At 57.4% G+C, this 12,085-nt stretch carries 14 protein-coding genes; 9 read left to right on the plus strand and 5 right to left on the minus strand.

Annotated features, from left to right (window positions below):
* Window positions 1-2: 2 nt before the first annotated feature.
* Genes cobM through cobF form a run of 5 tightly spaced genes read left to right on the plus strand, consistent with a single transcriptional unit; the run spans window position 3 to window position 3,877 of the window.
* Window positions 3-788, plus strand: a complete 786-nt coding sequence (cobM, locus tag Z946_RS0109305) for a precorrin-4 C(11)-methyltransferase (protein ID WP_025055464.1) — start codon at window positions 3-5, stop codon at window positions 786-788.
* Window positions 789-802: 14 nt separating this feature from the next.
* The gene (locus Z946_RS0109310) at window positions 803-2,110 is read left to right on the plus strand and encodes a cobyrinic acid a,c-diamide synthase CobB (RefSeq protein WP_241461318.1); all 1,308 of its coding nucleotides are present in this window, start codon (window positions 803-805) and stop codon (window positions 2,108-2,110) included.
* Entirely contained in the window at window positions 2,107-2,832 is a 726-nt protein-coding gene (gene cobA, locus Z946_RS0109315) for a uroporphyrinogen-III C-methyltransferase (RefSeq protein ID WP_025055466.1), read from the plus strand. The genes Z946_RS0109310 and cobA overlap by 4 nt, the downstream gene beginning before the upstream one ends.
* A complete protein-coding gene (locus Z946_RS0109320) occupies window positions 2,829-3,131 on the plus strand; it encodes a DUF1636 family protein (protein WP_025055467.1) in 303 nt (100 codons plus the stop codon). The genes cobA and Z946_RS0109320 overlap by 4 nt, the downstream gene beginning before the upstream one ends.
* Entirely contained in the window at window positions 3,131-3,877 is a 747-nt protein-coding gene (gene cobF / locus Z946_RS0109325; protein ID WP_025055468.1) for a precorrin-6A synthase (deacetylating), read from the plus strand. The genes Z946_RS0109320 and cobF overlap by 1 nt, the downstream gene beginning before the upstream one ends.
* 26 nt (window positions 3,878-3,903) lie before the next feature.
* Here cobF and arfB read toward each other — a convergent pair whose 3' ends face one another.
* Window positions 3,904-4,326 (minus strand): alternative ribosome rescue aminoacyl-tRNA hydrolase ArfB, encoded by a 423-nt coding sequence (gene arfB / locus Z946_RS0109330; RefSeq protein ID WP_025055469.1) that lies wholly within the window; start codon window positions 4,324-4,326, stop codon window positions 3,904-3,906.
* Window positions 4,327-4,375: 49 nt separating this feature from the next.
* Here arfB and Z946_RS0109335 point away from each other — a divergent pair, with 49 nt between their 5' ends.
* The gene (locus Z946_RS0109335; protein WP_081780808.1) at window positions 4,376-4,789 is read left to right on the plus strand and encodes a SpoIIAA family protein; all 414 of its coding nucleotides are present in this window, start codon (window positions 4,376-4,378) and stop codon (window positions 4,787-4,789) included.
* Between the two features lie 291 nt (window positions 4,790-5,080).
* Here Z946_RS0109335 and Z946_RS0109340 read toward each other — a convergent pair whose 3' ends face one another.
* The 4 genes from Z946_RS0109340 to Z946_RS0109355 form a co-directional block, all read right to left on the minus strand.
* Window positions 5,081-5,701: a queuosine precursor transporter gene (locus tag Z946_RS0109340; protein WP_025055471.1), complete on the minus strand. Its 621-nt coding sequence runs from the start codon at window positions 5,699-5,701 to the stop codon at window positions 5,081-5,083.
* Between the two features lie 90 nt (window positions 5,702-5,791).
* The gene (locus Z946_RS0109345; protein WP_160170276.1) at window positions 5,792-6,610 is read right to left on the minus strand and encodes an esterase-like activity of phytase family protein; all 819 of its coding nucleotides are present in this window, start codon (window positions 6,608-6,610) and stop codon (window positions 5,792-5,794) included.
* Between the two features lie 53 nt (window positions 6,611-6,663).
* On the minus strand, window positions 6,664-7,593 hold the full coding sequence (gene mepA, locus Z946_RS0109350; RefSeq protein WP_025055473.1) for a penicillin-insensitive murein endopeptidase: 930 nt from the start codon (window positions 7,591-7,593) through the stop codon (window positions 6,664-6,666).
* On the minus strand, window positions 7,590-8,963 hold the full coding sequence (locus tag Z946_RS0109355; RefSeq protein WP_025055474.1) for an MFS transporter: 1,374 nt from the start codon (window positions 8,961-8,963) through the stop codon (window positions 7,590-7,592). The genes mepA and Z946_RS0109355 overlap by 4 nt, the downstream gene beginning before the upstream one ends.
* A 197-nt stretch (window positions 8,964-9,160) precedes the next feature.
* On the opposite strand from Z946_RS0109355, the gene Z946_RS0109360 reads away from it, so the two are divergent.
* The 3 genes from Z946_RS0109360 (at window position 9,161) to recQ (ending at window position 12,026) form a co-directional block, all read left to right on the plus strand.
* Window positions 9,161-9,487 (plus strand): BLUF domain-containing protein, encoded by a 327-nt coding sequence (locus Z946_RS0109360; RefSeq protein WP_025055475.1) that lies wholly within the window; start codon window positions 9,161-9,163, stop codon window positions 9,485-9,487.
* A 75-nt stretch (window positions 9,488-9,562) separates the two neighbouring features.
* The gene (locus tag Z946_RS0109365) at window positions 9,563-9,850 is read left to right on the plus strand and encodes a YggT family protein (RefSeq protein WP_025055476.1); all 288 of its coding nucleotides are present in this window, start codon (window positions 9,563-9,565) and stop codon (window positions 9,848-9,850) included.
* Window positions 9,851-9,980: 130 nt separating this feature from the next.
* Window positions 9,981-12,026, plus strand: a complete 2,046-nt coding sequence (gene recQ, locus Z946_RS0109370; RefSeq protein ID WP_025055477.1) for a DNA helicase RecQ — start codon at window positions 9,981-9,983, stop codon at window positions 12,024-12,026.
* Window positions 12,027-12,085: the final 59 nt, after the last annotated feature.

Genomic DNA, 12,085 nt, shown 5'->3' on the forward strand with positions numbered 1-12,085 from the left:
TCATGACCGTTCATTTTATTGGCGCAGGACCCGGCGCGCCTGACCTGATTACCCTTCGCGGGCGTGACCTGATCGCGGCCTGTCCTGTGTGCCTCTACGCCGGATCGCTGGTACCCGAGGCGCTGCTGGAGCACTGCCCGAAAGATGCGAAAATCGTGAATACGGCACGCATGTCACTGGATGAGATCATGGCAGAGATTGGCAGCGCCCATGCGGCAGGCCACGATGTTGCACGACTGCACTCCGGTGATTTGTCGGTCTGGTCCGCGATGGGCGAACAGCTGCGCCGCTTGCGTGCGCTGGACATCCCTTACGATGTCACGCCCGGTGTGCCGTCCTTTGCTGCTGCTGCTGCCGCGCTCAATACCGAACTGACCCTGCCCGGCATCGCGCAATCGGTTGTCCTGACGCGCACTTCCGGTCGCGCCACGGCCATGCCCGAAGGCGAAACCCTTGAAAATTTCGCGAAAACCGGCGCGACCCTCGCGATCCATCTGTCTGTGCATATCCTCGAAAAAGTCGTGAGTGATCTGACACCCCATTATGGTGTCGACTGTCCAGTAGCTGTGGTGTGGCGCGCCAGCTGGCCGGATCAGCGCGTTGTCAAAGCAACGTTGGAAACCCTGCAAACGGCGATCGGAGCAGAGATGGAGCGCACGGCACTTATTCTGGTAGGCCGCGCGATCGGGGCAGAAGATTTTGGCGAAAGCAGGCTATATGCAGGCGATTATGATCGCCGTTTTCGCCCCGTTGGCACCGCCCCAAGATTTCCGGAGACAGCAGAATGATCCCCCCCGGCCTCATGATTTCTGCGCCAGCTTCGGGCACGGGCAAGACCACGCTGATGTTGGGTCTTTTGGCCGCGTTTCGCGCAAAGGGGGTATCGGTGCAACCGTTCAAAAGCGGGCCTGATTATATCGACCCCGCCTTTCATACCGCGGCCACAGGGCGGGCATCTTTCAACCTCGACAGCTGGTCAATGGATCGTGCGCGGATCGACGGTTTGGTCGGAAATGCCGACGGAGCTTCTCTCATTCTTGCCGAAGGGTCGATGGGACTGTTTGATGGCGTGGCAATCCCCGGTGCCTGCGGAAATGGGGCAAGCGCTGATATCGCGGTGCATATGGGCTGGCCTGTGGTGCTTGTTCTGGACGTGTCAGGTGCCGCGCAATCAGTCGCCGCCACTGCGTTGGGCTTCAAGTTGATGCGTCCTGATCTGAAACTTGCAGGTGTTGTCCTGAACCGTGTGGCTTCTCCACGTCACGATGCGCTGGTCCGCGTGGGCATGGAGCAGGCAGGCGTGACCGTACTGGGGTCCTTGCCACGCCGTAAAGAAGTCGAATTGCCCGAACGGCATCTTGGGCTCGTGCAAGCGGGGGAGCAGGAAAACCTGCCGCAGATTCTAGCTGATGCTGCAGCTTTTGTAAGTGAACATGTCGATCTGCAAGCTTTGCAAAAGGCCGCCGCTGGCACGCTGGAGACCGCGCCAGAGCCAACAAAGGTCGTACCACCCGGCGGGCGCATTGCTTTGGCTCAGGATGATGCTTTTGCCTTCGTTTATCCACATCTGATTGCGGGCTGGCGAGCGGCGGGTGCAACCGTTCTGCCATTTTCGCCGTTGGCGGACGAGGTGCCGGATCCGAGCGCGGATGTGTGTTGGTTGCCCGGAGGATATCCAGAACTGCACGCAGGCAAACTCGCGGCAGCGTCCAATTTTCGCAGCGGTATCCAAAGTTTTGCTCAAACCAAACCGGTGCATGGCGAATGCGGTGGTTACATGGCGATGGGTGCCGGATTGGTCGACAAGGACGGCACATCGCACCAGATGGCTGGGCTTCTAGGGCTTGAGACGTCGTTCGAGAAACGCAAATTCCATCTTGGATACCGCAAAGCCACGCTGAATGCCGCTATTCCCGGACACAGCGCAGGCACGCGACTGCGCGGGCATGAATTTCACTATGCCACAATACTGAAAGAACCCGATGCACCGCTTGCGCTGATATCCGACAGCAATGATATCGAAGTGGCAGAAACCGGATCGACAAAAGCGTTCGAAAGTGGCGGCCGTGCAACTGGCACATTCTTTCACATGATAGCCGAGGATGTATGAGCGGCTTTGTTTCTTTTGTATCTTCCGGCCCCGGTGATCCCGAACTGTTGACGGTTAAAGCAGTGGACCGTCTGCAAAAGGCGGACGTAGTATTGTTTGATGACCTGAGCGCCGGACCAATACTGGAGCACGCTTCCAAAGATGCTGACCTTATCGGTGTGGGCAAACGTGCGGGTCGTGCTTCGCCCAAACAACATCACGTATCACAGGTCTTGGTTGATCATGCCAAGACTGGGCTGCGTGTCGTACGGCTCAAATCCGGCGACAGCGGGATGTTCGGGCGACTGGAAGAAGAAATTACCGCTCTTTCGCAGAACGGTATCGCGTTCGAGATCATTCCCGGCGTGACGTCAGCCTCTGCCGCCGCAGCCACGGCGGGTATTCCGCTGACCCGTCGCCTGACCGCCCGTCGCGTGCAGTTTATCACCGGTGCTGATGTGACTGGCGACCTGCCAGAAGATGTGAACATGGCAGCTCTCGCTGATCCGATGGCGACCACGGTCGTATATATGGGCAAACGGACCTTCGCAGGACTGGCCGCGCGCCTGATCGAGTATGGATTACCCGGCGACACCCCTGCGATGCTGGCCGAGGCAGTGTCAACGCCTGCCGAAAAGGTGACGCGTCACACCATCGAAACCCTCGCCGCGCACCTGGAAGCGACTACCAGCACCACGCCGGCGCTCATTTTCTACGGACCTCTGGCGGAGCCTTCGACATGAAGGTTTCAGTCTGCGGAACCTGTATCACCGACACATCACTGGACACAGCCCTACGGGAAGCGTTGGCCGGAATAGACGTTGAAACGGTCGAGTGTATGTCTGGCTGTACCCGCCCGCAGACAGTCGCATTTCGGGAGGAAGGCAAGGTGGCCTACTTGTTCGGCGACCTGAGTGATGCGGATGTTCCAGAGCTATGTCAGTTCGCCGATCTTTACGCTGCTTCTTCTGACGGGACCTTTGCGGACGCCCGCGTTCTGGGAACATTGCGCACCAAAGCCATCGCACGGATACCGGGGTAATCATGCATCTGACACTGATCGGTATCGGCACGGGCAATCCTGAGCACCTCACCCTGCAAGCGATACGCGCCATGAATACACAGGACCTGATCCTGATCCCGCGCAAGGGCGAGGGGAAAGCCGATCTGGCAGACCTGCGTCGCGCCATCTGTGACGAGATGCTGACCAACCCCACAACCCAGATTGCCGAGTTCGATCTGCCGGTCCGGGATGAGGCGACGCAAGAATACCGTCAGCGGGTCGAGGACTGGCATGATGCCATCGCGGCAGTTTGGCAGCAGACGATAGACGCGAGCGGCAAAGGCAAACGTGTTGCTTTGCTTGTTTGGGGTGATCCGTCGCTTTACGACAGCACGCTGCGTATCGCTTCACGGCTTGATCCCGCGCCAACGCTCGAAGTGATCCCGGGCATCACATCCCTGCAGGCGTTGACGGCGGCACATGCGATCCCGATCAATGATATCGGCGCGCCTTTTGTCGTCACCACCGGCAGGCGTTTGTGCGAGGAGGGCTGGCCGGAGGGCATCGATACTATCGCCGTTATGCTGGATGGAAACTGTGCGTTCCAAACACTACCGCTTGATGGATTCCACATATGGTGGGGCGCTTATGTCGGCATGAGAGAACAGATTATCTGCGCGGGCCCCCTGTCAGAGATGAGTTTGGAAATTATCGAAACGCGTGCGAAGGCACGTGCGGACCACGGCTGGATCATGGACATCTATGTTCTGCGGAAACTGCCGTAGACCGCATCCGGCGTAGGGTGGACCATTCAGGTATCCGGATCGACCTTGCCGCGCATCGCCTTAACCTCACCGCGTACCTTTTTCGCCTTCAGCCGCCGTTTCTTTGACCCGAGGGTAGGGCGTGTTGCGATGCGCCTTTTGGGCGGGGTTAGTGCTTTTGTTATCAGTTCGGCCAGGCGCGTGCGGGCAATATCACGGTTGCGGGCCTGACTGCGGGTTTCGTCACATTGGATGACCAACGCCCCTTCGTTCGTCCAGCGCCGTCCAGCCAACCGGCGCAAGCGGGTCTTGACCGGTCCAGGCAACGAGGGCGAGCTTGCCGCTTCAAAACGCAACTCGACTGCTGACGATACCTTGTTTACGTTCTGACCGCCCGGTCCCGAGGCGCGCACAAACTGCTCCGTGAGTTCCCAGTCCTGAATGCTGATTGTGTCATTGATCCTGAGCATGTCCATAACATCGCATTGGAACCGACAGGTGTGAAGAGGGGTTCAACCGATGAGACAGATAAAGAAAGGCTCCGAAATGCTGACCCTTCCCTCCATCCTGCAAATCGCGACATCACGCGAGGATTTGCACGCCTTCCGGATCACCGCCGAGGTCTCCCGCGAGGATATGACTGCCATGGCAGAGTACATGAACACGGTCTTTGACCGGCCCGGAAAAGTAGACATGCTGATGATCTTTGATCGCTACGAAGGTGCTGAAACCGGTGCTTCGCTGAGTTGGGAGGCGCTTAAGTCGCGGTTCAAGTCTATCAGTAACGTCAATCGCTACGTGGTCGTCGGAGCGCCGCAAAGGGCCCAAAATTTGATCGAAGTGATGGACAACCTTTTACCCGTAAAAGCAGAAACTTTTGACGAAGAACTGGCCGCGTGGCGGTCACTGAATGCCGAAGCGACGGGTGCCTAAGATTCGAAAAGGGCCGCCCCGGTAACGGAGCGGCCCAATCGAATGGTTTACGGAGGTGTGCCGGTTAGACCGACGTCCACTTCAGGTTATCAACTGCCAAGGGCTGCCCTAGCAGGATACCTCCAAAGCTGTTCCGACACCTCGCTCCAATACCTTTCTTGACACTGGATCACCTCCTTTACATTTGTTGAACTCAATCTGAGGGTTGCACAGATTTCTGAACAGTCAAAGCGTTTTTTACCCCTCAGGCAAAAACGTCGCAGGCGATGATGTGAAAAGTTGCAGTCCGTCTTAAGCTGTGCGCAGCAGGCGCGCGGTGAGCAGGCGAAACGGGATCAGCGCGATTAATGCAATCGACAGCTTTACCGCCCAATCCGCCACAGCCAGGGAAACCCAAAGAGGGGCGACGGGACCGGAGCCCAGCAAGGGCAGCGCCTCTGACGCCCAGGACACATCAGTGGCTGCGTGAATAAAGCTTAACGCGCCGGAGAACGCGATGGAGAAGAACAGGATCGTATCCAGCGTGGAGCCAACCAACGTGCTGACCAAAGGTGCACGCCACCATGCACCCGACCGCAAGGCTGCGAAGACGGACACATCAATCAGTTGTGCCACCAGAAACGCGACGCCAGAGCCGATCGCGATGCGCACCGTGACCAGCGGGCCGAACTCGCCCATAATCTGCGTCCCGATCAACGAGCAAATCAGACCGACCACAAAGCCGACCAACACAACCCGCCGTGCGGCTGCAGTGCCATAGACGCGGTTCATTACATCCGTGACCAGAAAGGCCAGCGGATAGGTAAACGCGCCGTAGGTGAGCCAGTTGCCGTAGAGAAACTGTACAAGGATATTGGACGCCACAACGATAGTGGCCATGGCTAGGATGCCGGGGAGGGTAGTGCGTGTCATATAAAAAACCGTTTTATCAAGGGTGCGGCGACTTGGCCTGCGCTCATCGCAGACTGGGGCGCTTTAGGCCCTCTGCGCGGGCGGCGCAAGTCACCTTGTTACGGCAAATTCGATAATTTGGGTTGTTTGCAACCTAAAAAAGTTATCATCCGACAGCAGAATAAGGCGGGTCATCCCGTTGCTATCTGTCCAGAGGGTCAGCCCTTCAAGATTGTCAAAGGCTGCCGGAAAGCTCGTGATCAAGGTTTCTTCCTGAAGCGTCTCGGCATCGAAATCAAACCGTCTGATCTGGGTGCGAAATCCTAATGGGCTGACTGTACGCTCCAGCAAATAGAGCCGACCCTTTTCATCAAAATCTGCACCGACCGGCTGGAAGGGCCTTGAGGCCGGTATCCGGTGCGCAATCGTCCAGGCGCTATCCCGCAGGACATAGACCGCAATCCCATCAGGGTGCTCAACGCCTCCTTCTGCCAAAGTATAAAGCGTGCCATCAGGATGCGCGGCCAAAGGTTCTAACCCGCGATTTAGCGCAAAACCCGCAAAGTCCGGATGCTTTTCGATATCGGACAGGCGTGCCGTATCAAGATCAACCTTTGCCACACGGTGATTGTGCTCCAGCGATATGAACGCCGTGCCATCGGCCAATACCGCTAACCCTTCGCTATCCCGATCCGTCCGCTTGAGCGCCGTTCCATCTGCTTGGCTGAGTGTCATATTTGACACCGCTTTGACCGCGTCGATTAGACCGCCTGTGCGCGTGATTTTTGCCCTCACCAAAGTACCGCGATCAGAAAGCAGTGTCAGGCTCAGTCCGTCAGACGACACTTCAATACCGGAAAAGCCGCCGAACCAGTCAGCCTGCTCAACCCAAGTCGTTTTGGACAATAGCTGCACAGATGGCTCTGCCACTGCAAAGTGAGCGGGACAGAAAAGCCATAGCGTCAGGCCGAAAAGAACGTGCTTCAGTTTTCCAACACCGATTTGCACTGAGCCGGTAGATCAGCCAGTACCAGTTCACGACGTGGCTTTGCAGGTTTTGTGCTTTTCTTCGGAGGGGGCGGATTCAGGATATTTGCCTGCCACTGGCGGGCATCTGCACAGCCGTCACCGGCCGGTGGTGGTGTCTGGTTCACACAACCCTTAGCGCCCTTTGGGCAGTTCAGACGCACATGGAAGTGATAGTGGTGGCCGTACCAAGGCCGAATTTTCCGCAGGTAGCTGCGATCGCCTTTTTCATCCGCACACATCTGTACCTTGGCACCGGGAAACACAAAGATGCGGGCAGTGCGCGGGTCTTTCGCTGCCGCCTTGATGATCTCGTGGTGTGCGCGTGTCCAGCTTTTGTTCACGTATGCACCGCTGGCCCGGCGCATCGAGATGGAGGAAATATTCTCGCGCTGTTTGCGCGTCAGAGCCAGTGACTTCGGCGGCAACATCCAGATATCGGCATCCAGCCCTACCTGATGACTACGGTGACCGGTCAACATCGGGCCGCCCCGTGGCTGGCTCAAATCACCTACATAAAGCCCTTCCCAACCGGGTTGCTTCGCTGCAAAGGCCGAAAGCTTTTTGACCATATCGACAACATCGGGATGCCCCCAGTTGCGGTTGCGCGACAGGCGCATTGCCTGCCATGTCGGTCCGGTCTCTGGCAGTTGCACTGCACCAGCCATACAACCTTTGGCGTAGCTGCCGAAAGCGGCAGACGATTGCGACGAGGCAAAGGATTTCGCGCCAAACAGCTTTTTCGCCTGTACGTTGCTCAGTGCGCCACCGGAAGATCCGATCGTCGGAAGGACCTGACGTTCGCCACTGATGTCACGCGACCCGCCACCGCAAGAAGCGAGACCGATTGCCAGAACAGCGCAGGTGAAAAAACGGCTCAAGATCATTTTGCAAAATCTCCGTTTGGTTTGACCCATGCTAACAGGATCAGACCAATGATGAACAGACCTACCACGGGCGAAATTCCAAGTCTCTGGCTGCCGGTCAGGTCGCTTGTAACCGCGATCAGTGCAGGAGCAAGAAAGGATGTGGCCTTGCCCGACAGCGCATACAGACCAAAGGCTTCGGTCATGCGTTCGGGATTGCCCTGCCGCGTCAACATGTTGCGCGATGAGGCCTGTAATGCGCCACCTGCCGCACCGATCAATGCACCGGCGATATAGAAAGCGATATCTGGCACCGCAGACCCTTCGGGCACAGCAAGCCCCATGACGGAGGTCGGTGTGAGTGATATGATAAGGATGGCAGTTAGAATAAGCGTCACGCAACAGAACACGATCACCGGCATCGGGCCGATGCGTCTGTCGACCCGCCCGCCGATCCAGCAAAATACTGCGCCCGAGATTGCCGCGAGGATCCCGAATATCCCAATGTCACGGATCGACCACTCCAGCACGCCCAAAGCATAGATACCGCCAAAGGTATACATACCGTTTAGCGCGTCGCGATAGAACATAGACGACCCCAGATAGGCCATCAAGGAAGGATGGCGCGGCAGATTGCGCAGCGTACCGCCCAAGTCGCGGAGTGCCTGTCCCAGCTTGACGCCTGAGCCGGGCACGTTGCTGTCATCGCGGGTATAAAGGAAAAAAGGGATCATAAAGACGGCGAACCAGATTGCGGTCATCGGCCCGACAATGCGGGTGTCCGCCTTGGTTGAAGGATCCAGACCGAAGAGCGGTGCTACGCCTGCCATCGTCTTGCCGTTCTCCCCCGCCTGAAACAGTAGCAGCATCACGACAAGCGCCAGTACACCACCCACATACCCGAATGCCCAGCCAGACCCTGAAATGCGCCCGCGCTCAGCCGGGTCAGCATGCAGCTCCGGTAGATAAGAATTTGTAAAGATCGTGGCGAATTCCATTCCGATCAGGCCAATCCCGAAAAAGAACAGCGCCCAGAGGATCGAGAAGCCCTGCGGGGCAGTCCACCACAACGCAGCCGCGCCGACGAAATACAGCGCGGAGAATAACCATATCCAAGGCATGCGCTTGCCGGATGAGTCCGCGACGGCCCCCAAAACGGGCGCAAGGAGCGCGATGCAGATACCCGCAACCGTCAGCCCATACCCCCAGTAGGCTTGCGCCTGCGCTTTGGCGGCATCCAGTGCCATGCCGCCATCGACCAGAGCTGCGGTTGCAGTTTGCGCGAAATACGGCCCGAAAATGAACGTGAGCAGCAGGGTATTGTACGGTTGGCTTGCCCAGTCGAAAAAGTACCAGCCCCAGATACGTTTGCGCGCTGAAATATCTGCCATCTTACCGTTCTCCCTGACGTTGGATCAGGTAGAGCAGTCAGACCGCAGCCGCGCAAGTGAAGACTAGCGCATGCATAATGCTAAGGGCGGGCCACCTTTCGCAAACCTAACCGACATGAAGCCTCCAAATCGCTTGCTTCCACCTATCGAGCGGATAAGATCGACAGCCCGAGAGTTACAAGAGAGACCAGCCTTCCGTGATCAGAGTTTTGTATTTCAGCACCGCACAGTCCGATATTAGCATGGCGGATGTGGACAACATCGTAGCCCTTTCCGCAAAGAAAAACGGCGAACGCAACATCACGGGCGCGCTCGCCTATAATGGCCGAAATTTCTGCCAGTTGCTGGAAGGTGAGCATGCCGTCGTCAAGGATCTGCTTAATACAATCGAAGAAGACGCGCGGCATACCGGCTTCAAGGTAATCGACAGCAAAGAGATTACGGACCGTCACTTCCCCGACTGGTCCATGATGCGGGTGGACGGGTTGGACTTTTCGACAGTCATCAACGCGATGAACGCTTAAGGTTAGACGTACCCGCACTCTTGCGCAAAGACATGCGCGGGCTTAACTGTGCGAAAGCGGAACGAAAGGCCCAAGATGACTTCTATCTTCCAGATTTTGATGCTGTTGTTGAACATCGTCTATTTCATCGTGATCGCACATGTCATCATGTCGTGGTTGATCAATTTTCAGGTGTTGAACCTGCGCCAGCCTTTGGTCGCGCAAATCTGGGACGGGCTGAACCGTCTGCTTGAGCCGATATACAGCCGTGTCCGTCGCATCCTGCCTCCGATGGGCGGGCTTGATCTTGCTCCCCTTGTGGTCTTGATCGGCGTTGCTGTCGCGCGGATTGTCTTGGTCAATAACGCGGCAGCATTTTACTAATCTAAAGAGATGCTCAGGTATCGGTAAAAGGGTGAAACCATCGCGGTGACGTCCCAGTTGGGCCTTGTCCATCGGTTGCTTGTGTGGGATTCTGCTTAAAAAGAGCAGATAACTTTAACAGGGTTCCCCGATGACTGGCGCTGCCACGCTTCTTCGTGACGTTTTTGGTTTTGATGGCTTTCGTCCGGGCCAGCAAGAGATCGTCGAGGCGGTGACCGAAGGCGAGAACGTGCTTGCAATCATGCCGACGGGGGGTGGTAAATCCCTTTGCTTCCAGCTGCCCGCATTGATGCGCGATGGCGTGACCGTGGTTATATCTCCTCTGATTGCGCTGATGCGTGATCAGGTGCGATCCCTGCAAGAAGCAGGCGTTGGCGCGGGCGCGCTCACTTCCGGTAATACCGAAGAAGAAACTGACGCGGTTTGGCGTGGGTTGGAGGATGGTACGCTCAAGCTGCTTTACATGGCACCAGAGCGTTTGGCAGCAGGGTCGGTTACCGGCATGCTCAAACGTGTCGGTGTTAATATGATCGCGGTGGACGAGGCGCATTGCGTAAGCCAGTGGGGTCACGACTTCCGGCCGGATTACCTGCGGATCGGAGAGTTGCGCCGCCATCTGGATGTTCCGCTGGCCGCTTTCACCGCAACGGCAGACACGGAAACCCGTGCGGAAATCGTTCAAAAGCTGTTCGATGGGGTGGCTCCAACGGCCTTTCTGGGTGGGTTTGACCGACCCAACATCCACCTTGCCTTTGCGGCCAAGAACAAACCGCGTGACCAGATTCTGAGTTTTGCTGCAGCCCGAAAAGGCCAGTCGGGCATTATCTATTGTGGCACCCGCGCCAAGACAGAAAGCATCGCGCGCGCGCTGGGCGAGGCGGGGCAGAAGGCGATCCACTATCATGGCGGCATGGAGGCCGAGGACCGCCGCATCGCGGAACGCCGCTTTCAGCAAGAAGACGGTCTGATCGTCTGCGCGACGGTTGCGTTTGGTATGGGAGTCGATAAACCCGATATCCGTTGGGTGGCCCACGCCGACCTGCCCAAAAGCATCGAAGCTTATTATCAGGAAATTGGCCGTGCGGGCCGCGATGGCGCTCCGGCGGAGACGCTGACGCTTTTCGGGCCGGACGATATTCGTCTGCGCCGCACACAGATTGATGAAGGGCTGGCCCCGCCCGAGCGCCGAGTGGCCGATCACGCGCGATTGAACGCATTGCTCGGACTGGCAGAAGCGTTGGAATGTCGTCGCAAAACGCTGCTGTCCTACTTTGACGAGACGGATGTCAGTTGCGGGCGTTGCGATCTGTGTGACACGCCCGCCGATGTCTTTGATGGCACGACTGCGGTACGCAAAGCCCTGTCCGCCATCCTGCGCACCGAAGAATGGTTCGGTTCAGGGCACCTTATTGATATTTTGCTGGGGATCGAGACTGACAAGGTCAAGGCACGTGGCCATGCCAGCTTGCCCACCTTTGGCGTTGGTGGCGAATATGACCGTCGTCAATGGCAGGCAGTGTTCCGGCAAATGATGGGTCATGACTTGATCCGACCCGATCCTGAGCGCCACGGTGCCTTGCGGATGACAGATGCTGCCCTGCCGATCCTGCGCGACGAGGCCAAGATCAATTTGCGGCGCGACTCCATCAAGGCGGCGGGGGCAAGTCGCAGACCTGCCGTCAAAGCCATGGTCAGCGAAGAGGATGCGCCCCTGCTTTCTGCGCTCAAGGCCAAGCGGCGCGGTCTTGCCGAAGCAGCCAAAGTCCCAGCCTATATTATCTTTACCGACCGCACCTTGATTGAAATGGCCGAAACCCGTCCCGGTGATCTGGATGAGATGGCGCGGATCGGAGGCGTCGGGGCGAAAAAGCTGGATACCTACGGATTGGCATTCCTAGAAGTGATCAACGGGGAGGCGCGCGCGATGCACCCGTCGCGACGCAAGTTGGCGGGACGGGATGCGGGTAACCTTTACGATCAGTTGCTTCAGGTACAGGCCGATCTTGCGCGGGGTGCAGAAGGTACACAAAAACCGTTAAGCTGTTCGGCCTCACTGCTGGCCAAAGTGGCCCAACTGCGCGATCCTGATGAGGTCGCGATTGAACGGCTTTTGGGGGAACGGCGTGCCGACAGGTTCGGCTCTGCTTTTCTTGATGTGTTGCGCGATGCCGGTTGATCGACCAACTGCACTTGCGATGATCGCGTCCAGGGCTATTTCAAACTGAAATCAAAGAA

This window comes from Sulfitobacter noctilucicola (genome assembly GCF_000622385.1).
Classification (GTDB): domain Bacteria; phylum Pseudomonadota; class Alphaproteobacteria; order Rhodobacterales; family Rhodobacteraceae; genus Sulfitobacter; species Sulfitobacter noctilucicola.

Coding starts and splice junctions, on each gene's coding strand:
- cobM (WP_025055464.1), top strand. CDS start 3: ATGACCGTTCATTTTATTGGCGCAGGACCCGGCGCGCCTGACCTGATT.
- Z946_RS0109310 (WP_241461318.1), top strand. CDS start 803: ATGATTTCTGCGCCAGCTTCGGGCACGGGCAAGACCACGCTGATGTTG.
- cobA (WP_025055466.1), top strand. CDS start 2,107: ATGAGCGGCTTTGTTTCTTTTGTATCTTCCGGCCCCGGTGATCCCGAA.
- Z946_RS0109320 (WP_025055467.1), top strand. CDS start 2,829: ATGAAGGTTTCAGTCTGCGGAACCTGTATCACCGACACATCACTGGAC.
- arfB (WP_025055469.1), bottom strand. CDS start 4,326: ATGCTCAGGATCAATGACACAATCAGCATTCAGGACTGGGAACTCACG.
- Z946_RS0109335 (WP_081780808.1), top strand. CDS start 4,376: ATGAGACAGATAAAGAAAGGCTCCGAAATGCTGACCCTTCCCTCCATC.
- Z946_RS0109340 (WP_025055471.1), bottom strand. CDS start 5,701: ATGACACGCACTACCCTCCCCGGCATCCTAGCCATGGCCACTATCGTT.
- mepA (WP_025055473.1), bottom strand. CDS start 7,593: ATGATCTTGAGCCGTTTTTTCACCTGCGCTGTTCTGGCAATCGGTCTC.
- Z946_RS0109355 (WP_025055474.1), bottom strand. CDS start 8,963: ATGGCAGATATTTCAGCGCGCAAACGTATCTGGGGCTGGTACTTTTTC.
- Z946_RS0109365 (WP_025055476.1), top strand. CDS start 9,563: ATGACTTCTATCTTCCAGATTTTGATGCTGTTGTTGAACATCGTCTAT.
- recQ (WP_025055477.1), top strand. CDS start 9,981: ATGACTGGCGCTGCCACGCTTCTTCGTGACGTTTTTGGTTTTGATGGC.